Origin of the sequence: Sulfolobus acidocaldarius DSM 639, from assembly GCF_000012285.1 — an archaeon.
GTDB lineage: Archaea > Thermoproteota > Thermoprotei_A > Sulfolobales > Sulfolobaceae > Sulfolobus > Sulfolobus acidocaldarius.
The window spans coordinates 1,387,091-1,409,902 of the sequence record NC_007181.1; the positions used below are offsets into that span (position 1 = coordinate 1,387,091).

Below are 22,812 nucleotides of genomic sequence, written 5' to 3' on the forward strand. Positions count from 1 at the left end.
TATTTTATGTATGAATTTTCATCTAGAGAATTAAGTGTAGTTTACGTGTTATTTTCACTCTCTTCTTTGAACTCTAATATACCTAAACTCTCTAACAATCCTGAGTCTGTTACATCAAATAATATCGACTCGGTATCCGATGTATTGACATGGTAATGAGGTAGGTTTGCCGGTACTACAAATACATCTCCATTTTCCCATTCTACCTTCTTTCCACCTATTATACTGTAACCTTTTCCTCTCACCACTAAATAAATTGACGCCATATTGTGTGAATGCGGTTGTGTTTTTGAACCTGGTTTTAGATACTGAAATCCTGCCATCATTGTCGGAGTTAATCCTTTTGCCCTCCCAGTGGTAGGGGATTGGAACATAACTTTTGCTACACCTTTTTCTATCGGATTATCATCAGCCAGTAGTCTTAGTAGTTCAAGAACTTTATGAAACTTTATTATTTTGGGTTTAATAGTTTCTGGTGGGCTCGTATGTTCCATAAAGGCGACTACTTTAAGATCCTCATCACTTTGTTCTATTTCCCTTATCACATTCTTAATCTTATCGGTTATAATTTCAGACTGTTTATCGATTCGTTGTATATCTTTAGGCATATGTTTATATTGTATAAGTAGTTTAAAAAGGTGACTATAAGTGGATTGTTACGTATATTACGAAAATAGGAAGTGTGTAGAAATTTGTGGTAAGGTCGTTTGCGATAAAGCTACTGTAGAAGATTACGGGTCTATTTGTGAAAAGTGTGCAAATGGGGACAAGAAGAGTTGTATAGAGTTATATAATAGATTTGGTTGTTGGAGCATAACAGGTTGGTGGCTTTAGTGGACTGGAGATCCCAAAGTTTTCGTTAGAACTATGGAAAGTGCTGCAGTTACTAAACCTGCTATTAGCATTATTATTGCTGTGTTTATCCTTTCCTTGATTTCTCCGCTGTAAATGGATCCTAAAATCGATAAAATCAGAGAAGACAGAAATATGGTTATCCACATATTCTCAGAGAAGTAGTAAAATACTATTATTACGATACCGATGAAAGGAGATAAACCGTGTACTAGTGTGTTCAGAAATATACCTATTTTTTGCGAATAATCTATGATAGTTCCCTTAAGGCTTTTCAGTATTTGTCTCTCTAGGTTTCTCAGTTCTAATTCTTTTTCCTTGATTTCTACAACTAAGGTATTACATAAAGACGACATGGCTACACCTATTAGCCCTGACATTATACCCAAAAGTATAGTGTTGAAATTAGCCTCAACTATGACAGTTGATACTAGTATACTCAAACCAACAAGAATACCGTCAAATGCACCAAGAATTAGGTACCTCCTGAGTAGTGGTAAGTTATCTCGAATAGCAATCTTAAAGGCTTCAAGTAAAAGCTTACTTGACACAGGGTATTTTAGAATGAACTTATATATTACTATTATTATAATAACGTGACTATGAATAAGAGGCTTTATCTAGTCCTAGCGATAATTGTTATACTTATAACTGCGGTTGGTGTATACGCTTCGGAAAGTTCATACAAGACAACAATTCAAGTCAACAATTTAGGTGGTTCTACTGTTGACGGAAAGTACGTGCTTGAAGTCCAGGTTATAGTTAATTACGGTCCATTTGGTGGGTCACAGCCATTGGCATCTGCACCTATATGGTTATACTACAATGGAAAATATCTAAATCAGACCTCCACAAATAATCAGGGAATAGCTATATTCTATGTTCAGCCAGGCAACTATACAGTATTCTTCACAACATTTAAACTCACAAAGAGTATAACTGTTAATGGGAACACTGAGGTCACTTTAAATTATGCTTATCTAAAGGTATAATGATGAACGCGGAGTACGACTGAGGTATGATGTAGTGGTCCTCGGCTGAGAAAATTTTTACCCCCGATAGAGAATTTAATATTATGAGTGTCAAAATTGATGTTGTAAGGGTGGAAATACCTGAGGGAACTAACGTAATAATAGGGCAATCCCATTTTATAAAGACAGTAGAAGACCTATATGAGGCACTAGCGTCGTCCAGCACTTCAATAAAATTTGGAATCGCTTTCTGCGAAGCCAGTGGAAAAAGATTAGTGAGATGGGATGGTAATGATGAAGAGCTGATAAAAATAGCACAAAAAACTGCTTTAGCAATTGGAGCAGGTCATACTTTCATAGTCTATTTGAAAAATGGTTTTCCCATAAACGTGCTTAATAGGATAAAGAGTGTCGAAGAAGTTGTCAGAATATTTGCGGCAACTGCTAATCCTTTACAAGTTCTAGTAGCCCAAACAGACCAGGGAAGAGGTATAATAGGTGTCGTGGATGGGTTCACTCCGTTAGGAGTTGAGGGTGATGCTGAAATAAAAGAAAGGAAGGAGTTCCTCAGGAAGATCGGATATAAGAGATAATGCCTTATTCATGAGGTCGTCAGAGACCTGTATTTGTCCCTTACAGTATTTAACCATTGAGGCGCAGATCAAAATTAAGGCTTGTAGGTATTTTTTCCTCTGTGGATCTGTCTCAACTCTCCATAATTTCTCTAGACTTTCATGTGTTTCCCAAAACTTAAAGTCATAGAATAGATCTTGAAATTTACAGTTATCACAATCTGTAGAGATTGGTGGACCTAACATCTCTACGACCTTTTCGTCATAAAAGAAATCAATCTCTAGGTATTTGCATACTCTTACATCTACTACATTCACTCCCTTTTCTCGGAGTTCTTCCTTTAAATTTTCTCTATATAAAGATTTTGGATAGTAATAAATTACCCTTTTCGTAGATACTAATTGAATTTTGAGGTTTAAAAAAATGTTTAGGAAGTTTTATGAGCAATCAAAGGAGACTGAGTACGAAGTGGAACAGCCTGTATCATCCAATGAGATTTCAAAACTTGCCTTAAAGGTCTTAAATGAGAGAGCTGAGGTTGTTGACGTTTACCTTGAGATAGTGGAAGTACAAGATAAGGGCAAAGAATACTCAACGGTCGTCGTTGACCAATATTTAGACGACGGATCAAACTTAGTGTATCTAATATACAGTTCGGAGTACATTGACGAGATGAAATGGAGTATTCTAAAGGATGAAATTAAGAAATCCTACATGAAGAAGTATAATGTTTGTGATGAAGATATTTTTTACATCTCATTTTGTAGATGAGGTTTTTTACTTCAGTGACTAATAATTAAATTGTGGTAAAGGAGGCAAGTTTATATAAATTTGAGAGTGGTAGAATAAGATGCCTAGCATGTGCTAGGAAGTGCCTGATTGGGGAAAATCAGGTGGGTTTTTGTGGTATTAGATCTGTGAAAGGGGGAAAATTGTATTTAGATGTCTATGGAAAAGTGGCTGCAGCCCATATAGATCCCATAGAGAAAAAGCCTTTAGTTCATTTCTATCCTGGGTCAAAAGTATTTTCATTCTCAACTTTTGGTTGCAATTGGATGTGTATGTATTGCCAGAACTATGATATAAGCCAGAGGAGAAGAGCAGAGGGAACAGAGATCTCCCCTGAAGAAATAGTTGAGATGGCACTAGCTTATGAAAGTGAGGGAATTACGTATACCTATAACGAACCAGCAATATTTGCAGAGTTTGCTCATGATACGGGTGTTATAGCTAGAAAGCATGGGCTATTTAACACAATGGTCACTAATGGTTATTGGAGTATTGAATTGGTGGATTATGTTAAAGATTTCCTTAATGCAGTTACTGTTGACTTTAAGGGTAATGGCGAGGAAAAGTTTATGAAGAGGTACACTGGTGCTACAGGTCCTGAGCCAATACTCGAGACTATTAGAGAGCTTAGTAAAAGAGGAATACACGTGGAGATAACTGACCTAATAATCCCTGAGATAGGGGACAACCTGGAATCTGCCAAAATTCTCCTGAAAAAGATTTATGATATTTTAGGTCCAGACATACCTATTCATTTTCTTAGGTTTCATCCTGATTACAAACTAGATTACCTACCATGGACTCCTGTAAAGACATTGGAGGCTCATTACAAAGTTGCAAAAGAGTTTGGGTTTAACTTCGCTTACCTAGGAAATGTTCCAGGTCATCCTTATGAGAATACCTATTGCCCAAATTGCGGTAAGATGGTTATTAGGAGATACGGTTTCAGGATATTAGAGTGGCATTTGAAGGAAGATATGAGATGTAAGTATTGTGGATATAAGTTACCAATAGAAGGAAAACTATCTAAGCATGCATTTGACGAGAGATTTGAGTCAGTTTTCCTGTAATTTTATTCTCCTTTGAAGTTAGGTTTTCTCTTCTCTAGGAATGCGTTAACACCTTCTTTTGAATCCTTTGTAGTGAAGATTACTCCCCATCCTAAACTCTCCATGTTTAATCCTACAGTGATTGGTGAGTTCATTCCCTGATTTACAATAAGCTTTGATAGCTGAATAGCTAGAGGAGGTCTTTCAGCTAATTTAGACGCTAAATTTAACGTTTCCTTTTCTAGGTCATTGGAAGGAACTACCCTATTTACCAAACCTATTCTCTCTGCATCCTTTGCTGATATTCTCTCACCTAACATTATCATTTCTAAGGTTCTACTTTTTCCCACTAATTTCAATAATCGCTGAGTTCCTCCAAAGCCTGGGTAAATTCCTAACGTAATTTCTGGTAATCCTAGCTGAGCCTCATCTGAGGCTATTCTAATATCACAGGCTAAAGCTAACTCTAAACCTCCACCTAAAGCATAACCGTTAATCATTGCAATAGTGGGTTTAGGATAATTTTCGATATAGTCCATAAGCTCTCTGCCTTTCATGGCAAACTGCCATGCTGTCAGACCTTCCAGCTCCTTAAATTGTGATATATCTGCACCTGCGCTAAATGCCCTACCATTTCCCGTAAATATTATAACTCTTACTTTCTCGTCCTTTACTGTCTCTTCTAGAACAGTTCTGATTTCCTCAATCATTTTTTTATTTATTGCATTCAATCTATCTGGTCTATTTAATGTGATTCGCAAGAATGGTGGTTCATTTTTTACTATTATTGTCTCCATAAAAAATACTATAACTTCCAATTAAAAAACCCTCACTACAACTTTTGATAATACTTTTTAGGTGGAAAAAGTAAAAGATATGTATGGACCGGAAGGCTATTTACTATACGCTGATAGGTGCTGTACCCTTTGGTGGTAGCAGCATATCATCCTTTATGGTGTCAAGATATTTAAGGGACTTCACTGAAACCCTAAGATATTTGCCTTTAACAATAGGTATCTGTTTACTTACCACATTCTTAATTACTTACAACTATCTGCAGTCCTACGTTGCTGAGATACTAGTAGCTGTTGCCGTGGCTCCATTTATAATAGGGTATGTGTTTAGTAGCGTGTACGAAAATATCAAAGTGAATGTGAGCGAATATTACATTGAAGTCATATTTAAAGTCCCTGTGGGGGAGTTGAAATTTGATAACCCATCAGAGATGTTTAATTACTTATTCTCTAGATCATTGAAAAAGATTAGACCTCCTTACTATCAGAAGTTAAAAGTATTAAATAACTGTGGTAATCTCAGAGTTGTACCTAGGGAAAATGAGATAGTACTAAGGAAAAAATGTGGTGATACACAGATCGAGATCATTGTAAGAGGAAAAAGGAATGTTGACATGAAAGTTACAATGAGCTATTAAAAATTCATATTAGTATTCTTGTTGTATATTTTTAGTAAAAACTTTATAAACTACAAATCGTCATGATATATTAATGTCAGTTACGCTATCGAGGAAATTAATTGACTACGTTAAATTAGCGAAACCTAAGGTCGTTAGTCTGCTAGATGTTGTAGCTATTGCCTCATATATTCTCGCATTTAAGGGGAATTGGTATAACCTAATTCCCGTCTTAATAGGGGGAAGTATTGCAGCCGGTGGTTCAATGATAATAAATGGCGGGCTTGAAATAGAAAAGGATAAAGTGATGAAGAGAACGTCTTGGAGACCCACAGTGAAAGGGGAGGTTGGAAGAAAAGAGGCATATATGGTAGGCGGTATAGCCTGTGCTTTAGGGTCATTGATTGGATTGTTAGCAAATCCCCTTACAGCCTTTTTCATTCTATTGGGTTCTCTAGTATACGTATTTGTATATTCTTACTACCTGAAGCCAAGAACTTGGCTGAACATAGTTATAGGAGGGTTTGCAGGAAGTGCGGCTGCATGGGCTGGTTATGCTGCTGCGTCAAACTCATTTAATCTTGAATCACTACTTTTAGGACTGCTAGTGTTTGCTTGGACACCTGGACACTTTTGGGCTTTAGCACTGAGGTATAAAAGAGATTATGCTAACGCAGAAATACCAATGCTTCCGGCTATAGTTGATGATAAAACCGCAGCAAGAGCAATAGCAATTTCAAACATTCTAATGATTCCATTTGCCTTGGGTCTCATGTTATATCTTAACTTGATTTACGTAATAATCACGCTTGCTGCGACTGCGGTCTTGTTGTATTTCAATGTTAGGCTTATGAGGAATCCCACTCCAGAGGAATCATGGATATCATACAAATTCTCTGCCCCATACTTAGCCATAGTTATGATAGCTGCTGTCATATCGTTCATTTTGTAACATTATACAGTTAAGATTCATGCGACTTAATTCTATAAATTATCAAGTAGTCTAGTCTTCATAGACTTTTGTGAGTATGAATTAAGTCGAGTATGTTATCAGAGATATTCTATGACTTACACTAATTTTTACTATTACAGAGGTTATGCGTAATTAAAGAGAATATAGTGAGAAGTTTTCAGCGAGAAAAATGTCGAAGGCTTATTTTTCTTACCATTAGTCTAAAATCTAATACCATCCCCTCGTCATTAAAATCAGATCTGATAATAATCCATAAGCTGCATTCTTTGGTCCTGCCCCTGGTCCTCTAATTACTATGGTCTGAATATCTGTGGATATCTCTAATCCATTCTCAACTCCATCCACGCTGAATAGCGGATCCTCAGGTAATAATGGGACTGGTCTTACCTGGACAGTTTTTTCGTCCGCATAGGCTATCAGTTTGATTTTTTTATTATCTCTTTTTGCAGAATCTAAATTCTGTATACCCTCTATTTTCACATCCCTTATGGTTATGTCTAAGTTAAGCATTAAATTGGCTAATATGGTGAGTTTTGCACCTGCATCAAATCCACTTATATCATTTGTTGGGTCTGACTCTGCATAACCTAGTGTCTGAGCGTCCTTGAGGGCTTCCGTAAAACTGAGACCATTGTACATTTTGGTCAGTATGTAATTCGTTGTTCCGTTCAAAATACCTCTAATTCTCTTGACTTCACTTCCCGGTAACACTCTGAACAGATTTATACTAGGTGTTCCACTCATTACAGTTGCCTGAAATCCGACTCTTCCTTTTCCTACTATGTCCTTAAATGCTAATGCAAGCGGTGCCTTGTTTGCGGTTATCACAATTCTATCATCCTTAAGCACCTTCATGTAGAGTTGTAATGATGGAGACCCATCCTTATAATTAGCTGGTAAAGTATCTATTACAGCATCAGGATTTAATTTTTCGTAAGCTAGGAATATATCGCCCTTATAGTCCACCGTAAAATCCTGTTTATCACCTAACATGATTCCTTTACTTGTCACTACTCCAGCTATCTCAATATCCTTTAATTCCCTTATCTTACTCTTTTTCTCATGAATTAAACTCCTAAAGGCTTTACCGACATTTCCGTAACCTAAGAGAAGTATTTTTATGCTAATTTTACATCACCGTTCCACTTACCATTTGCGTATTTTACTAAAAGTTCAGCTGTTCTTTTAGAAGCTAAAATCACCAGGTCCTCATTCACTCCTTTTACACCTGCAGAGACTATTAGTACATCTTTCGTTGTCTCAATTACATTTGTTAATGTGGAGTCTCGGTGAGGATAGATATGCATAACTACTCCTTTACTGTCCACTAATATTGGTATGTTTGGATCTATCTTTTCAGGCTCTGATCTGCCTATGGCATAAAATAGTTCTCCCCCACTACTTAGTTTAAGGTATATTGGATACTGAAACCTAGCCTTATCATAAATTCCTATAGGAACTAATGTATCTGCACTCACCAAATTTCCAATGTCCACTATATTGTTTATTCTTGGGATACTACCATTCCTGCTAATTCTCCTTCTTAAGGCTTCACCGCTGGGTCTAGTTTTTGTCGGATCTATTCCAATTTTCCAGTAAAAGTCTCTATAGGCTCTGATTATGGTGTTTTCCTTTAGCTTCTCTGGGTTCTCGTTTTTGTACTTTTCTTCTACCATCTTTATCTCAGTTTCTAACTCCCCCGCACTTCTCCCAAATTTAATGTCTTCAACCTCAGTATAAGCTACGAAGATTCCCAAAGCCTTAGCCCTATCCTCAATCAGAAGCATAGTAGACTTATGAGTGTTAAGTTTTTAAAGATTATATGGAAGATTAACTTTTACCCAAGTGTTACAAATAATTATTCATGGATGTTTTAGCTAGAGCCGAATCATATGGTGCAACATTTGCGGATTTGCGTTACTTTAAATCTAAGGGATTATCGTTAGTTGTTACTGAAGATAGAGAGCAAGTGAGTAGTTATGGAACTGAAAGAGGTTATTCCTTGAGAGTGTTGTATAGAAATAATTGGGGATATTTTTCATCTTCGAAGGAAATTGAGGAGGAAAATGTAAAGCAAGCCATAAATAGCGCAGTAGGTAACGAGAATGTAAACATAATACTTCTCCCTTCTAAGCATGATGAAATTATGCTGAAACCCAGATATGAGGTTAGTAAATCTGTCCATGAGAAAATGGAGGATCTTAAGAGACTTAGGCAAAAGTTATTTGATCTTGATTCAAGAATTAAGAGCGTTACCATAAGGTACGCAGAAGAGGAAATTAGGAAGGAGTACTATAGTACAGAAGGTAGAGAAATAAAGCAATCTTACTACTTATCTGGAATTTCTATAAACGTAATAGCTAGGGAAGGAGACACTATATCTTCTGCCTATCATCGTCATTTTTCCTACCAAGGTTATCCATTTGAAGTTTTCAATGAGGAGGAGATATTAGATACTGTGAAAATGAGAATAAATAATCAATTTATTGGCTTGACACCTAAAGCAGGTCTATACACTGTTATATTATCTCCAGATGTTTCAGGAGTTTTCGCTCATGAGGCAATAGGTCATTTGGCAGAGGCAGACCTTTCAACTAACGGTATATTATTTCCTTTAAGAGGTAAGAAAATAGCCCCTGACTCTGTGACAATAATGGATTCACCATTGGTTCAATATCCTGAAGGGATAGGAGTGACTTTGTATGACGATGAAGGGGTAGAAGGCAGAGATGTGAAGATTATCGATAAAGGCGTGGTAAAGGAATCTCTCACAGACAGGTTTTACTCATTATATTTAGGTCAAAAGCCTACAGGTAATGCTAGGTCGGAGGACTTTAAGAGCCCTGTCCTTATTAGAATGAGAAATACTTATTTCGCTCCTGGAGATATTTCATATCAAGAGATATTAAGGGAGACAAAAAACGGTATTTTACTTGTGTCTCCAAGTGGAGGACAGACTAGTCCAGATGGAACTTTCCAATTTGGTATCCAGGAGTCATATTTGATAGAAAACGGGGAAATAAGTAAACCTTTGAAGACTGTAGGGATATCTGGATACACTTTAGAGACACTAAAAAGTGTGGTAAGTGTATCTAAGGAGTTTAATGTTTTTCCAGGTTTTTGCGGTAAGGACGGTCAATCTGTTCCTGTAGGTACAGGAGGTCCATATGTGAAGGTTGAAAAGGTTAAGGTGGGTGGTATAGTTGGTTAAGGACGAGTATTCATTGATTAGTAGAGCGAAGGATATGGGTGTAACCGCTGAAATATACTCTGTAGAAGTCTCCTCAATACAATATAAGAAAGACAGACAAGCTCACTTTTTTAATCTAAGAGATACAGGCTATGGTCTTAGAGTAATTAAGGATGGAAAAGTAGGTTTTGCTCACTCAAACTTATTAGACGATAGTTTACTGGAGATGGCAATAGAAACAATGAAGTTATCTAAAGAAGATAAATTTAACGTCTTACCATATTCAAAGCCTGTAAATAAGATCAACTTAAAGTTCTTCGATATAGAAGAAGTAAGGGAGAAATTACTTGAGTTTTCTAAGCAAACTGAGGAAGCTAAGGATTACGCGAATGTGGTCAATGAGTACTATGAGGCTGTGAATAGTAAAATTAAGATCATAAGCACAGAGGGTATGGATGTAGAAGAGGAGAGGAGTCTTGTAGGCATGTCAATAGTTTATAATTTCAAAATTGGAGATTACGTATCTCCTGAAATTTACGAGGGGATTTCCAGTAGAGATATAGGGAAGTTAGACGTCCAGAGGGGTATTATGGATAAAATAGTGACGAAGAGAAATTTATATAAAAATATGAACAAAGAGAGGTTAAAATTCAATAGTGTCATATTAACCCCTAAAGCTGTGTCCTCATTATTCATTCCCCTCCTTATGCACTCTTTATCCTTAGAGAATAAATTTAGAGGCAAAAGTATTTTGAAGGACGAGGAGATTTTGAATGAGTCTCTAACACTAATTGATAACCCATCACTCTCCCATGCTCCTGGTAGTAGATCTTTTGATGGCGAGGGTCTACCCTCAAAAATTGTACAGCTTATAGAGAGAGGAAAGGTTAGGAATTTCCTATCTAACACGTATTGGTCATTGAAGGCTAACAGAGAGAATACGCATTCAGCAGGGAGGAGTTATTCAACTTTGCCTTCTATTTCGCCATCAGTAATCGATATTCAAGTCTCCAGCTCTGCAGATGAGGAGACAATAGTAGTTGATGAAGTTCAAGGAGTCCATACGAGTAATTTCGATACAGGAGATTTTTCATTAGTAGCTTCAGTCTCATGGTATAAGGATAGTGCTCTAAGAGAGCTAACTATCAGTGGTAATATCAAGGATCTTGCGAAGAATATTGTAGGAGCCCTAGGTGAAAAGGAAATGGTGTGGAATGTTCATACTAAATCCTTGTTTTTTAACGGCGTTAATCTAGTATGAAAGTTTTTATTTTTTCTCTATCATAATAATGTGTGGATGGGTATGTTTAAAAAAATAGTTGTAGCATATGATGGTTCTGATAACGCTAATAGGGCATTAGACGTTGCCATAGATCTAGCAAAGAAGTATGACGCTAAGTTAGATGTTGTTCAAGTGGTGGATACTTCAGCATTACTTGGAATGGGTCTTGCACCTGTACCAAATGACTTGATCCAACAAGTTTACTCTAAGGCTAAGAGTGATGTGGAGAACGCTAAGAGTAAAGCCACAAATCAAGGCATTAAAGAGGTTGATGGTATAGTACTGGAGGGAGATCCTGCATCTTCTATCGTAGAGTACTCAAGTAAAAGTGGTGCCAATCTGATTGTGACAGGAAGTAGAGGTCTATCTACTTTCAAGCGTCTCCTTTTAGGGAGTGTATCCACAAAAATTGCTCAAGAATCAAGAATTCCGGTGTTAATTGTCAAGTGATTCTACCCTCATTACCTCTTCTACTTCAAATATTCCGCAGTCTGTAACCAATCTGCCGTAATAGTCTACGAATAAGGTTTTACAAATTTTTTCCCAGTCTTGTCCCATTATCCTTATTTTTTTATCCTTGATTTGCAACACCTCATTAATTTTATCTATAGTAGTCCTGTCGTCAAGATTCATGATATTCTTAATAGAGTTTATAATCTCGTTCAATAGCTCGTCATTATCTACCTCCTTTCCTGTTTCAAGCAATATTGAAGTAGCTATTATGTCCTCAGGAAATCTCGTCACATTTGTATCAATACCCGCACCTATAAATACAGTTCCAGAGCTCCCCTCAGCTATTCCCTCTATTAGTACTCCAGCTATCTTCTTATTGCCCACTACGATGTCATTAGGCCACCTTATTCCTGCGTTAACATATTTGGCTAGTGCGTTTCTTATCCCTAATGACACTTTTAGAGTCAAGAAGGGAACCTTATCTACATCGTAATTCTTCACTACGTAAGTAATCCATAAACCACCTTTAGGGGAATACCATTCTCTTCTATATCTTCCTCTAGCGTTTGTCTGCTCCTCTGCTGTGACCACAAACTCCTCTGCGTTAATCATATAGTATATTGCTTCAGCTAAATCTTGTGTCGAGGTCACACTAGGGAACTTAAATATTAACATACTTGTACACATCCTCCAACTTTTGTACGATGTTGAATCCGGAGGCTTTCCTTGCCCTGTTCATTATGGCTAGTCCTACACCTCTTTCAGGAAAACCTACCATAACACCTAGTTCAGTATCCCTGTTCTCAAGTAGTCTAAACGACTCGAAGAGATTCCTTGCAACTTCATATAAGTTCTCATCACTTCCCAATACGATCATGTCCTTGTCCTTGAATTCGTTTACTAACTCTTTGGTTATAAGCACAGTAACTTTGTATTTGGCTGATAATAAATCAACTACTTTTCTCATTAAACTTCTATTTTCTATCAGTATAATTTTCTTACTAGGCGCATAATGTCTGTATTTCATTCCGGGGGCTAGGGCGATATCAGCTTCTCCCAAACCCCTGGCAAACTCAGGAACCTGAATATCGGGAAAGAAACTCCTCAGCTCTTCAACAGTAAAGGGTCCTGGTCTTAGAAGTGTAGGGGGATTCGAGGTCACATTAACTATTGTGGACTCAACGCCAAAGAATGTATGTCCACCGTCTATTATAATATCCACTCTTCCATTAAGGTCATTAAGTACATCTTCTGCCCTTGTGGGACTTGGTCTTGTGGCGAGATTAGCACTAGGAGCAGCTATGGGAACACCACTTTCTCTGATCAATTGTAGAGCTATTGGATGAGCAGGCATTCGCACTGCCACTGTGTCTAGCCCTGCTGATACTTCTTTTGGTATTTTGCTACTCTTTTTCAAAATTAATGTCAATGGACCAGGCCAAATAACTTGAACTATTTCCAACACTTTTTCATTTATATCTACTGCTACATCAAAGAGTTGGTCAAGCTCTGCTATATGAACTATCAATGGATTGTCAGGCGGTCTGTTTTTCGCTTGAAAGATCTTTAGACAAGCATTACCGTCATATGCATTAGCTCCCAATCCATAAACAGTCTCTGTGGGAAATGACACCAGTCCACCTCTTTTTATGACTTCAGAAGCTTCCCTGATCTTCTGTATCTCAGGGTTCAGTGGGTCAACTTTTAGCACAAGAGTCATGATAAAGTATAATAGTTCATGAGAAAATAAGATTTTTAGTGATGAGGAACCAACGAGAGCTAGTTTGATGGCTTCGACGCTCTGCTCTGAAATCTATGAAAGGTGATTAGTGAGGTGATCGCTGATAAATGATGAAAGTGTTAAAACTCTTTAATGCAAAGGTATTTTAGTAACTGTTAGAATATACCTTATTGATGATGTTAAGATGACAGAAGAATTATTATTAACAGGAAACCTTGAAGAAGTATCAAAAAAAGTTGTTAATTGGTTACTAAATAGGAAACCAATAAAAAGTTTGAAAGACTGGGGTACATCATTCTCGTTATGGCCTCCTCATCTAACAACAAGTTGCTGTGGGACAGAGTTCGGCGCATTTGCAGCAGCAAGGTTTGACGCAGAAAGATATGGTGTTTTACCATTTTCCTCAGCCAGACAGACTAACTTACTAGTAATTGAAGGTACATTAACTAGAAAGATGGGTAGAGCTGCCAAGATTGTCTATGATCAGATGCCAGAGCCCAAATTCGTAATAGCTATGGGTGCATGTGCATTAGAGGGTGGTATTTTCTGGAACTCTTACAATACTGTTTTACCCTCAGATTTAGGAATTCCTGTGGATATTTACGCGCCAGGTTGCCCAACAAGACCTGAGGCATTAGCAAGAGCCGTATTGCTACTTCAGAAGAGGATTAGATCTAGTAACGGAACTCTTAATAAATAGAGTTCCTTATTTTTAATATGGACGACCTATTAAAACTGGTTTCTGGACTAGTCAAAATTCCTAGTGTAAACCCACCTCATGGAGAAGGTTTAAGAGACTGTGCGAATTTTATAAGAGAGTATTTCTCTAACCACGGTTATAGTGCTGAAGTAGTAGAATTTGATAAGGGATGGCCAAACATTATTGTTAACAATGGTAAGAAGAGCGATAAGTCTATAATGCTGAATGGGCATTATGATGTTGTTCCTACGGGAGATTTAAAAAGCTGGTCTCATGATCCCTTCTCAGCTCTAATACTTGAAGACAAGATTTACGGAAGAGGCTCTTCTGATATGAAGAGCGGTTTAGCAGTCCAAATGAAAGTCTTCGTTGAGTTAGCGGACAAGTTAGATTATAACCTGGTGTTTACTGCAGTCCCTGATGAGGAAAGTGGTGGTTTTCATGGCGCTAAACATCTTGCAGAGAAATACAAGCCTAATTTAGTATTAGTTTCAGAGCCCTCAGGATCTGAATGGATAAATATAGGTGAAAAAGGACTTCTTCAGGTTAAGTTAAAGTCTAAGGGTAAGGTTGCTCACGGTAGCCTTCCTTCTCTTGGTGATAACGCTATTATGAAAATTGTTAGGGATCTAGTGAATTTGGAGAAGATAAGGGATGTGAAAATACCTATACCTAGTGAACTAAAGGAAGCAATTTCAGCTAGAGCTTCATCTGAAGTGGAGAAGGATTACGTATCTATATCTTTCAATCCTGGGGTAATTAAGGGTGGCGTTAAGGTAAATGTAGTCCCTGATTACGCTGAGGCTGAAGTAGATATGAGGATACCACCTGGTATAAAAAATTCAGAGGCTTTATCATTAGTTAAGAAGTTAGTAAGTGAGAGTGAAGTAGAACCAATTGACCTCTCCGAGCCCAACTATACTAACCCTGAAAATCATTATGTTAAAAAGCTTGAAGAAACGATAAGTAAGACCTTAGGGATAAGACCTAAGAATTATATCATAACTGGCGCTACAGACGGACGCTATTTTAGGAACAAAGGAATTCCCGCAATAGTTTACGGACCCGGAGAGTTAGGTGTCGCACATACTTACAACGAGTTTGTGAGTTTCAAGGAGGTAATAAACGCGTATAAGGTCATAAGGGAATATTTACTTTCAATTTAATTTTTTAGGAAAAAACTATTTAAGATGGTAGTATTCCTGGAGGCAAGAAATGAGCTGCTAGGACTCCTAACAAGTGTGTAGCTATAGCAGCTCCTATACCTAATACTAACATCTCTGCTCCTTTTTTGACTGGATTCACTTCACTTATTAAGCCTATCAATGATCCCACTGTGAATATTGCTAATCCTGATACTAAATAGGAGGATATTAAGCCTGTTAGTCCGCTTAAACCAATAAGGTATGTTATAACGGGTATTATGGCACCTACAATATAAGACAACCCTGTTATTAATGCACTCTTTCTAGGGCTTTCGTCAGTTTCGGGAGATATGATATCCTCTGCGACATCGACCAGTCTAGGAGATAGCTTTTCTGCCACCTCCTCTTTTACACCCATATCCACTAACACCTCTGACAGTCTGTCCATAACTTCATTCTTGTCTATTGCTTTAGCCTCCTCTATCCTTTTCCTCTTTATCTGGTTAATCTCTTTGCTTGACTTGGTTGAGAGATAAGCACCAATGCTCATTGATAATGTACCAGAAGCTCCCACGATTAATCCAGAGACAGCCACAAAAAGTGGGTTTCCTATAGCACCTGCAATACCAGAGGTTGCTGCTAGAACCTCAACTAAACCATCACTTATACCGTAGATGAAATCTCCAACATCTTTGGCTTTAAGTCTACCTAATAGCTCCTCATGAACAGCCTCATCTATGGCAATTTCCCTAATTTTTTGCCTCTCCTGTTGCGTGAACTCCTCGGTTCTAGCCAATGACAAATATTTGTTTATACTCTCATTCTCCCTGGATTCAAGTAGTTTTATTGTAAGCTGCAGACCGAATATTTTCCTGAAAGTTTTGTAAAATTTTATTCTTAATCTATCAATTTTTCCTAACTGTTCTAAGCCTAGTCCCTTCCTATCCGCAATCTTCCTCCATACTTCTGCATGTTTTTCCTCCATCTCAGCCAGTTTCAATAAGCACTCCCTAGCGTAATTGTCCTTCTCATCCTTTGCTAATTCTCTGTAAACTTCTCTATCGAAGAGTTCATCTTTATAGTTCTTTGATGGGTTACTACTCATAAGATAGAAATAGATATCAGAAACTAAAATATCTTATTCCACTACCCTACGAGATGTCTTACCTTCTCCTAAAATTGAAAGGATTGCGGCAACTACAACTATAACTGAAGATATTAAAAACGCCAAGTGGAGACCATCGACAAATACTGAACTTACCCCTCCATTCAGCACGTTAGTTCCCAGAAATATCTCGAAGGCAACATTTCTAGGTATACTGAGTGTAGATACTGTAATTGTGAGCACATAACTCAATATTGTACCGATATTTCCTAAGGTTCTTGATACACCTGAAACAGCACCATAATATTCTCTAGGAGCGTTAAACATTATTGCAGTTTGGTTTGACGGCCAAAACATACCTGAGCCGACTCCAGTTATGAAGGTAATCATTAAGATTATCTCTATGGGCGTTGTAGGTGTTAAAAATAAGTAGTAGGCAATTAAGGACAGAAATGTGAAAATTAGCCCTATTCCAGCAATTATTCCAGGTTTTCCTCTATCAGCAACTCTGCCCATGATTGGTGCTAAAATACTAGCTACAATATATCCTGGGGACAGTATTATTGATGAGTAAAATGGACTATATCCTCTAACACCTTGTAAGTACATGATCAAGAGGAAACTTACCGCTAATGCGCCTAGACCCTGTAAGAAATTTGCGAATACAGAATATGAAAGCTTCTTCTCTCGGAAGACCCTCATATTCACAATTGGTGCACTGACCTTTCTTTCCACAAGTATAAATGCAGGAATGAGCAATACGCCCACTATGATCATTAAGATACTTGATATCGATGCGCCCTCTCCTGCAATTAGCACTGCACCGAAGGAAATTAAAAATAACAGTAAACCCAATACAAGTGAACCTGCAATATCTAACTTATTCTTTGTCTTGTTAACGTCTTTTATCTCTCTGAAGCCTAGGATTACAGCAATTATTCCTATAGGTACATTAATGTAAAATATGTATCTCCATCCTAGAAAAGTAGTCAGCACGCCTCCTAAAATTATTCCCAAAAGTGCACCTACATTCCATCCTAAACTGGTCAACCCATATGCACCACCCCTTCTGTTAGGTGGAAGGATATCTGCAACTATTGCCCCACTGTTTGACGCAAGCATCGCACCTCCAGCTGCCTGTAGTATTCTGAAACCTATGAGAAATTCTATATTAGGTGAAATTCCACATAATCCAGAGGCTAAAGTGAAAAGTAGGAACCCCATGTTATAAATTCTGGATCTTCCTACTATGTCTCCGATTCTACCAGCCTGCGTTGATAGTATAGCTAATACCAGTAAGTAAGCTAGTAGAACCCATATTGACGTGTAGAGGTCTGTATGTAGATCGGTTGTGATTGTGGGTAGAGCTAGTAATACTATAGTGGTGTCTACTGCTGCCATCAGAGTTCCAAGCATTAGGACAAAGATAATTGTACCAATTTTCATAAATTATTTTTGTTCGGTTCCGAATTAAAAAGTTATGCTCTCTAACTTCATTCAAAAATCCAGGTAAACTGAGACTAGTTTGTATTTAGAGCTTATTAAATGTTTTTCATCCTCAGATAAGCAGGTTAACGGTTAGGGTATTCCGTGAGTTTCGCCCTATTATACGGAGGAATAGGTCAAATATCATGTATTTGAATAATTGCTTTGCTCCTACACTTACTACTCAGATAAGTTAAATTGGGATTAAGAAAAATGGGTTTTCTGTTAAAAACTAATTCTGGCTTTTCAATTTATTTCTTCAATTCTTACAAATCTAGTGGTACCCTTTTGGTCTGGTCTTGCTGCACCTACCACTACAATGTTCCCATTTAATCCTAGGTTTAAAGCAGTCTCTTTTGCCTTTCTTGTAATATCGTCTAATGTCTCCAATTTATCCGTTAGTACTGGATAAATGCCGTAACACATTGACAATCTTTTTGCGACGCTCTTGTCGAAGGTTAAGGTTATTATTGGACATGTCGGTCTTAGCCTAGAGATCCTTAGTGCAGTGGAGCCACTCCTTGTGTACACAAATATTGCGGGCGAGTTTGATAATATAGAGGATACTACAGCAGAGTAAGCTATAGCCTCGTCTACGTTCTTGTATATGTGGATTCTTTTCGGTTTAAACGTCTTTTCAACACTGATAATTAAACTATCAAGAGTTTTAACCACGTCGAGTGGATACAATCCTATAGCCGTTTCATCGCTCAGCATTATCGCATCTACTCCTTGAGATATTGAGTTTGCTACATCAGTTACTTCTGCTCTCGTTGGTAACGGAGATTCTACCATTGATTCTAGTACCTGAGTTGCTAAGATAACGGGTTTACCGTAGTTTCTAGCGATCTTCACTATTCTCCTCTGTATCTGTGGTAAACTAGGTAATCCTACTTCAACCCCTAAATCCCCACGGGCTACCATCACTCCATCAGATGCCTTGCATATCTCCTTCAAATTGGACAAGGCTTTTTTCTTCTCTATCTTTGATATAAGCCAAACCCTATTTCCTACAATCTCTCTTACTTTCTTGACGTCATCTGCGTTTATTACAAAGGAGAGACCTATGAATGTTGCCCCTAAATCTATTGCGAGCTTTAATAACTCATAATCCCTTTTTGTTAAACCTACAGGTGTATCAGCATCAGGTAAATTGATTCCCTTTCGTGATGTGATTGTACCCCCCTCAATAACAGTGGCAACTGCTTTTCCCTCTCCGACTTCCTCAATTTTCAGCTTTATACGACCATCAGCTATTAAGACGTTAGAATCCTTCTTTATTAGTTTAAAGAAAATTTCATTGTCTACTGGTATATCTTGACCGAATGTGACTTTATCTCCAGGCTTCAGATCTATAGGATTTTTTAAGTCACCAATTCTCAGTTTAGGTCCAGGTAGGTCGGCAAGAATAGGTACTTTATCCCTTACCATATCAAAGTATCTTCTATGCTGTTCCTCATCTCCATGGGCTAGATTGATTCTAATTATATCAACTGCTTTAGCGAGTTCATCTATAATCTTCTCACTGTTAGGTCCCATTGTAGCTATTATCTTGGTTTTTCTCCTATACATACCTCGTTATCCCTTGTTTTCCTTCATCCGCTACACCAAATTTATTATTAATTCTGTTTATCACCAGCATACCTGCATTCCTGACAACGTAATAAGCACTTAATAGCTCATTTGGTGTCATGCCATCTGCAAATATAATTCTTATGATCTGTATTGCGTCTGGTACATCTGTGCCTGGTGGTAGAAAGGCAAAATCTACACCCATCTTAAGAAGATCCTCTGCTAGGTTGTTAAGGAATTCTTTTCTTTCCTCTAATTTCAAGCCTCCAATAGCTTTCTTGTGAACAGGATGGATTGCGACGCCCATAGTTATCAGATAGAACCTAGATTTATCTGTAAGACGTATTATGTCAACTACCGGGAAACCTTGGGGCGGAGTGGTTACAATGTGAAACTTCTCTTGTGCCTGTGGTGGTCTACTAACATTTAATCCTAACTCTTTCATCACATCTTCTATTTCTTTATCATTCATAGTGGTTTAGTAAACTCTCGTAAGATATTAGACTTTCGCTCAAGTTATCCTAATCTAGCTATGTGGAAGAAAATGTAATTCATGAAAATTGCATAAAACGATAAGTATACGATGGTTAAAATCAGAGATCTCATCCAGGTAATCGAGAATGCTCCCCTATAGACTAAGACTAATAGTGGAATTACAAGAAGGAAAATATAATCTAACGTAGAAAACAGTGACATAAATAGTAAGCTGAACAAGGATGCTATAAGGGATTTCTTGAGGTCAAGTCTCTTTGAAATAACCCCGTAAGAAATTGTGAGTACGAGGAAAGAGAGAAGGAAAAGCGTTACATACTCTATTAAAAATAGTTCGATGAAATCCATCCCAAAGATTTTTGAGCAATTCAAGCTAATATACTTTTAGAGAAAAAATTCCATTTTTTAAATGATTTTTAATTATTAGTCCTTAACCCCTATATATAGCCCGTTATTAGGAATTATAGAATTTTGTCTGAAATTAATATATTTTAAGGTCCTAAAACCCTCCTTCTCTACTACTTTCTTTATCTCACCTGGCAAGTACAATCTATAGAATCTGTAGACCTCTTTTCCATTAATAACAGATCTTATAGTGACTCTTCTTCTAAAAAGAAACCTCGGTTGAACTAGCCACACAGTGAGAAGTATGTTGCCGTGTTTCTTCAGGACACGATAAGCCTCTTTTAAGGAATTATCGGGAGTTTCTAAATGATGTATCGATGCTATAAATACTGCTCCGTCTAGGCAACTGTCTCTTAAGGGTAGGTACTCCATGTCTGCTTCCAAAAGGTGTTCACACCCCTTTTTTCTAGCTTCATAAAGCTGTTTACGGGAGAAATCTATACAGAGTCTTACCTTTGCCTTCAAAATCATACAGTTTTGCCCTGAACCACAACCTATATCAGCTATCACTCTTCCCTCTATTAATTGTACAAACTTCAGCGGTTTTCTCCTATGTACAATATAGTTATAAGCCTCTCTAGTAAGTTCTTTCTCGTCCACTGTTAAACTTTTGAGTTATGATTATAAATTAGTTATTTGTGAAGGTAACAGTTGAGCTGGTTAGAGAAAATAAGATTATTGAGGTCGAATTGCCAGAAAGGGCAAGGGTAAGAGATTTGTTGAAAAAAATAGGTTACAGAGTCCAGGGTAGTGTTGTTGTTAAGAACTCATTACCGATAATTGAAGATGAAGAGTTGAAAGATGGTGACAAGCTGAGAGTATTCTTGGCAGCTTCTGGTGGATAGATTGGAGTACAAGGAAATTAATGAAATTATAAGACATAAGGACGAAATCCTGTCAGATCTTAAAAGTAAGGATAGAGAGAAGAGAAAAATAGCTTGGGACAAAATAAAGTCCCTCGTAGATACAGGAAATGTCAAAGTTCTTGAAGGCAAAAAGAATTACCTTAGGTCTCTATTGTGGAATAGAATTCAGGGAGTTAGGGAAGACGCGTGGTCTCACCTAGATATTTACAAGGAACTATCAGTTGAAGGTATTGAGAGAGGGCTAAGAGCGAACTCAGATAGAATAAAGTGGACTGCTTGGTCACATATTTTCGAGTTAATGGATATGGGAATTATAACTAGGAAAAAAGTGATTGAGGATAAGTACTCTTTTTGGAGATTATTGAGGAGTAGATGGTCGACCATTAGGAAAAAAGCATGGAGATTATTTGTTGACTTAGTTAAAGCTAGAATTTTTGACAGAAGAGATGTTGGTAGATATGTAGAGTTTTTAAGACATAACAAACCAAGTGTAAGGATATATGCTTGGGAGGTAGCATTACAGTTATTAAACCTGGGTTTTATTGACGCGAATACGCTTAAATCTAATCAGATATATCTTGAAGATTTAACAAAAATAGAAAGTAGGATTAAAAAAAGAGCTTTAAGAATTTTATTAAGGTTGAAAAGTTGAAGGTTGCCATAATCGGTGGGGGTATAGTAGGCTCGTTCATAGCCTATTACTTAAGTAGAGAGGGAGTAGATGTTACAATTTATGAAAAATCGAGCCTCGGTAGTGGGTCAGTACACGCTGCGGGATTAATCGAGCCCTACAGGTTTGATAAGATTAACACAACAGGAATGATAAAAAAGATGTTATCTTATGTGGGTAAGAAAGTCACTATCGTAAAACAGTTAAACCCAGAGTGGATTAAATCACTTTTATCCATTTTAAATAAAGAGCCACCACAGGAGGCATGGGACATAATTAGGCGTATGGCTACATTTTCTCTCAAGGAGTACAAGAGAATGGCAGAGGAGGTAAATGACTTTGATTATGAGGAGAACGGTTTATTGGAAATTTATCAAGATAGGTTAAATCTAGAGCATGGCGTAGAAGAGGAAAAGCGTAATCCGTTTAATCCGAAATTTGAGGTTATAGACGTCAAGGGATTTTCTGGTGCTATATATTTTCCTGAGTTATCCAAGTTGAACACTTACAAGTTTATGGAGAGGATGAAAAGGGAACTTAAAGGAGTTAAGATCGAAATTAGAGAGATAGTTAACCTAGACGAAATTTCAAAGGGCTATGATACTGTAGTACTTTCTGCTGGTGTCTGGTTAAGTAAACTGGGTATGCCTATAACATCTTTCAAAGGTTATGGTTATAGGGTTTCAGGAGAGATGTTAGTGAAGTATCCCAGTGTTATATCAGAGCTCGGTGTAGCGGTGGTTAAGAATTCAGATCACATAAAGATTACTGGAGGGTTCGATGCAGACTTTAGTGCTGATGTGGAGAGAGCTAAAATATTCTTGGATGCTGGGGGTTGTTTAGCTAAAATTGATAAAGTCTACGACCTATCTATGGGATACAGACCATGTTCCCCAGATGGTTTTCCAATAATAGGTAGAGTGGGACAGTTTGTTATTTCCACCGGAGCCTGTAGGTTAGGTTGGAGTTTTGGTCCATCTATGGGAAAATTTACCGCTGATCTCGTTCTTGATAGGGTAAAATCTTATGGCTATTTGTCACGTCTTTTAAATGGAAGAAATTTAAGTGTGCCAAAATTATAGTATATT

Annotated in this window: 29 protein-coding genes; 15 read left to right on the plus strand and 14 right to left on the minus strand. The window is 37.4% G+C overall.

The features are described from left to right. Positions 1-41: 41 nt before the first annotated feature. Positions 42-608: a cupin domain-containing protein gene (locus SACI_RS07755; protein ID WP_011278438.1), complete on the minus strand. Its 567-nt coding sequence runs from the start codon at positions 606-608 to the stop codon at positions 42-44. Positions 609-648: 40 nt separating this feature from the next. On the opposite strand from SACI_RS07755, the gene SACI_RS07760 reads away from it, so the two are divergent. Continuing rightward, positions 649-834 carry a hypothetical protein gene (locus SACI_RS07760; protein WP_011278439.1) on the plus strand — a complete coding sequence of 62 codons (186 nt, stop codon included), beginning with the start codon at positions 649-651 and terminating at the stop codon, positions 832-834. Here the strand turns inward: SACI_RS07760 and SACI_RS07765 are convergent. Continuing rightward, positions 831-1,403, minus strand: coding sequence for a membrane protein (locus SACI_RS07765; RefSeq protein ID WP_011278440.1), 573 nt, complete (start codon positions 1,401-1,403; stop codon positions 831-833). The two genes, SACI_RS07760 and SACI_RS07765, sit on opposite strands and share 4 nt — an antisense overlap. A 51-nt stretch (positions 1,404-1,454) precedes the next feature. Here SACI_RS07765 and SACI_RS07770 point away from each other — a divergent pair, with 51 nt between their 5' ends. Next, positions 1,455-1,844: a hypothetical protein gene (locus SACI_RS07770; RefSeq protein ID WP_011278441.1), complete on the plus strand. Its 390-nt coding sequence runs from the start codon at positions 1,455-1,457 to the stop codon at positions 1,842-1,844. Positions 1,845-1,927: 83 nt separating this feature from the next. Then, positions 1,928-2,416 carry an adenosine-specific kinase gene (locus SACI_RS07775; protein WP_011278442.1) on the plus strand — a complete coding sequence of 163 codons (489 nt, stop codon included), beginning with the start codon at positions 1,928-1,930 and terminating at the stop codon, positions 2,414-2,416. On the opposite strand, the gene SACI_RS11685 is transcribed toward SACI_RS07775, so the two are convergent. After that, entirely contained in the window at positions 2,345-2,641 is a 297-nt protein-coding gene (locus SACI_RS11685) for a DUF309 domain-containing protein (protein WP_230937974.1), read from the minus strand. The two genes, SACI_RS07775 and SACI_RS11685, sit on opposite strands and share 72 nt — an antisense overlap. A 178-nt stretch (positions 2,642-2,819) precedes the next feature. Between SACI_RS11685 and SACI_RS07780 the strand changes: the two genes are divergently transcribed. After that, on the plus strand, positions 2,820-3,167 hold the full coding sequence (locus SACI_RS07780) for a hypothetical protein (RefSeq protein WP_011278444.1): 348 nt from the start codon (positions 2,820-2,822) through the stop codon (positions 3,165-3,167). A 32-nt stretch (positions 3,168-3,199) separates the two neighbouring features. Then, positions 3,200-4,255 (plus strand): AmmeMemoRadiSam system radical SAM enzyme, encoded by a 1,056-nt coding sequence (amrS, locus tag SACI_RS07785; protein ID WP_011278445.1) that lies wholly within the window; start codon positions 3,200-3,202, stop codon positions 4,253-4,255. Between the two features lie 2 nt (positions 4,256-4,257). Here the strand turns inward: amrS and SACI_RS07790 are convergent, their stop codons facing one another. Next, on the minus strand, positions 4,258-5,031 hold the full coding sequence (locus SACI_RS07790) for an enoyl-CoA hydratase/isomerase family protein (protein WP_011278446.1): 774 nt from the start codon (positions 5,029-5,031) through the stop codon (positions 4,258-4,260). Positions 5,032-5,114: 83 nt separating this feature from the next. Between SACI_RS07790 and SACI_RS07795 the strand changes: the two genes are divergently transcribed. Both SACI_RS07795 and cyoE read left to right on the plus strand, forming a co-directional pair. Then, on the plus strand, positions 5,115-5,666 hold the full coding sequence (locus tag SACI_RS07795; RefSeq protein WP_015385645.1) for a hypothetical protein: 552 nt from the start codon (positions 5,115-5,117) through the stop codon (positions 5,664-5,666). Between the two features lie 73 nt (positions 5,667-5,739). Beyond that, positions 5,740-6,597, plus strand: coding sequence for a heme o synthase (cyoE, locus tag SACI_RS07800; protein WP_011278448.1), 858 nt, complete (start codon positions 5,740-5,742; stop codon positions 6,595-6,597). Positions 6,598-6,825: 228 nt separating this feature from the next. Here cyoE and SACI_RS07805 read toward each other — a convergent pair whose 3' ends face one another. Together SACI_RS07805 and SACI_RS07810 are read right to left on the minus strand one after the other, a co-directional pair. Further along, positions 6,826-7,740 (minus strand): homoserine dehydrogenase, encoded by a 915-nt coding sequence (locus tag SACI_RS07805; RefSeq protein ID WP_048054404.1) that lies wholly within the window; start codon positions 7,738-7,740, stop codon positions 6,826-6,828. Next, positions 7,737-8,405 (minus strand): B3/B4 domain-containing protein, encoded by a 669-nt coding sequence (locus SACI_RS07810; RefSeq protein ID WP_011278450.1) that lies wholly within the window; start codon positions 8,403-8,405, stop codon positions 7,737-7,739. Before SACI_RS07810 ends, SACI_RS07805 begins: the two co-directional genes overlap by 4 nt. Positions 8,406-8,482: 77 nt before the next feature. Between SACI_RS07810 and tldD the strand changes: the two genes are divergently transcribed. The 3 genes from tldD to SACI_RS07825 are packed head-to-tail and all read left to right on the plus strand — an operon-like array spanning position 8,483 to position 11,540. Continuing rightward, on the plus strand, positions 8,483-9,829 hold the full coding sequence (gene tldD, locus SACI_RS07815; RefSeq protein WP_011278451.1) for a zinc metalloprotease TldD: 1,347 nt from the start codon (positions 8,483-8,485) through the stop codon (positions 9,827-9,829). Continuing rightward, complete coding sequence (locus SACI_RS07820) at positions 9,822-11,069, plus strand: TldD/PmbA family protein (protein WP_011278452.1); 1,248 nt, start codon at positions 9,822-9,824, stop codon at positions 11,067-11,069. Before tldD ends, SACI_RS07820 begins: the two co-directional genes overlap by 8 nt. 36 nt (positions 11,070-11,105) lie before the next feature. Continuing rightward, the gene (locus SACI_RS07825; RefSeq protein ID WP_015385647.1) at positions 11,106-11,540 is read left to right on the plus strand and encodes a universal stress protein; all 435 of its coding nucleotides are present in this window, start codon (positions 11,106-11,108) and stop codon (positions 11,538-11,540) included. Here the strand turns inward: SACI_RS07825 and SACI_RS07830 are convergent. Further along, positions 11,526-12,218, minus strand: a complete 693-nt coding sequence (locus SACI_RS07830) for a biotin--[acetyl-CoA-carboxylase] ligase (RefSeq protein ID WP_011278454.1) — start codon at positions 12,216-12,218, stop codon at positions 11,526-11,528. The two genes, SACI_RS07825 and SACI_RS07830, sit on opposite strands and share 15 nt — an antisense overlap. Next, positions 12,205-13,263: an L-threonylcarbamoyladenylate synthase gene (locus tag SACI_RS07835; RefSeq protein WP_011278455.1), complete on the minus strand. Its 1,059-nt coding sequence runs from the start codon at positions 13,261-13,263 to the stop codon at positions 12,205-12,207. The genes SACI_RS07830 and SACI_RS07835 overlap by 14 nt, the downstream gene beginning before the upstream one ends. 205 nt (positions 13,264-13,468) lie before the next feature. On the opposite strand from SACI_RS07835, the gene SACI_RS07840 reads away from it, so the two are divergent. Both SACI_RS07840 and SACI_RS07845 read left to right on the plus strand, forming a co-directional pair. After that, positions 13,469-13,984, plus strand: coding sequence for an NADH-quinone oxidoreductase subunit B (locus SACI_RS07840; RefSeq protein WP_011278456.1), 516 nt, complete (start codon positions 13,469-13,471; stop codon positions 13,982-13,984). 17 nt (positions 13,985-14,001) lie between these two features. Then, positions 14,002-15,150, plus strand: a complete 1,149-nt coding sequence (locus SACI_RS07845) for a M20 family metallopeptidase (protein ID WP_011278457.1) — start codon at positions 14,002-14,004, stop codon at positions 15,148-15,150. A gap of 19 nt (positions 15,151-15,169) precedes the next feature. On the opposite strand, the gene SACI_RS07850 is transcribed toward SACI_RS07845, so the two are convergent. The 6 genes from SACI_RS07850 to SACI_RS07875 all read right to left on the minus strand — a co-directional run bounded on the left by SACI_RS07850 (position 15,170) and on the right by SACI_RS07875 (position 20,788). Continuing rightward, positions 15,170-16,234 carry a VIT1/CCC1 transporter family protein gene (locus tag SACI_RS07850; RefSeq protein WP_011278458.1) on the minus strand — a complete coding sequence of 355 codons (1,065 nt, stop codon included), beginning with the start codon at positions 16,232-16,234 and terminating at the stop codon, positions 15,170-15,172. A 33-nt stretch (positions 16,235-16,267) separates the two neighbouring features. Further along, positions 16,268-17,680 carry an MFS transporter gene (locus SACI_RS07855; RefSeq protein WP_011278459.1) on the minus strand — a complete coding sequence of 471 codons (1,413 nt, stop codon included), beginning with the start codon at positions 17,678-17,680 and terminating at the stop codon, positions 16,268-16,270. A 285-nt stretch (positions 17,681-17,965) separates the two neighbouring features. Next, positions 17,966-19,291 (minus strand): pyruvate kinase, encoded by a 1,326-nt coding sequence (gene pyk / locus SACI_RS07860; RefSeq protein WP_011278460.1) that lies wholly within the window; start codon positions 19,289-19,291, stop codon positions 17,966-17,968. Beyond that, a complete protein-coding gene (locus SACI_RS07865) occupies positions 19,284-19,763 on the minus strand; it encodes a DUF2299 domain-containing protein (RefSeq protein ID WP_011278461.1) in 480 nt (159 codons plus the stop codon). The genes pyk and SACI_RS07865 overlap by 8 nt, the downstream gene beginning before the upstream one ends. A 44-nt stretch (positions 19,764-19,807) precedes the next feature. Then, positions 19,808-20,131 (minus strand): hypothetical protein, encoded by a 324-nt coding sequence (locus SACI_RS07870; RefSeq protein ID WP_011278462.1) that lies wholly within the window; start codon positions 20,129-20,131, stop codon positions 19,808-19,810. A 75-nt stretch (positions 20,132-20,206) separates the two neighbouring features. Then, positions 20,207-20,788: a class I SAM-dependent methyltransferase gene (locus tag SACI_RS07875; RefSeq protein WP_011278463.1), complete on the minus strand. Its 582-nt coding sequence runs from the start codon at positions 20,786-20,788 to the stop codon at positions 20,207-20,209. 38 nt (positions 20,789-20,826) lie between these two features. Between SACI_RS07875 and SACI_RS07880 the strand changes: the two genes are divergently transcribed. The 3 genes from SACI_RS07880 to SACI_RS07890 are packed head-to-tail and all read left to right on the plus strand — an operon-like array spanning position 20,827 to position 22,806. Further along, positions 20,827-21,033: a MoaD/ThiS family protein gene (locus SACI_RS07880; RefSeq protein ID WP_011278464.1), complete on the plus strand. Its 207-nt coding sequence runs from the start codon at positions 20,827-20,829 to the stop codon at positions 21,031-21,033. Beyond that, a complete protein-coding gene (locus tag SACI_RS07885) occupies positions 21,026-21,706 on the plus strand; it encodes a hypothetical protein (RefSeq protein ID WP_015385648.1) in 681 nt (226 codons plus the stop codon). Before SACI_RS07880 ends, SACI_RS07885 begins: the two co-directional genes overlap by 8 nt. Further along, positions 21,703-22,806, plus strand: coding sequence for an FAD-dependent oxidoreductase (locus tag SACI_RS07890; protein WP_011278466.1), 1,104 nt, complete (start codon positions 21,703-21,705; stop codon positions 22,804-22,806). The genes SACI_RS07885 and SACI_RS07890 overlap by 4 nt, the downstream gene beginning before the upstream one ends. Positions 22,807-22,812: the final 6 nt, after the last annotated feature.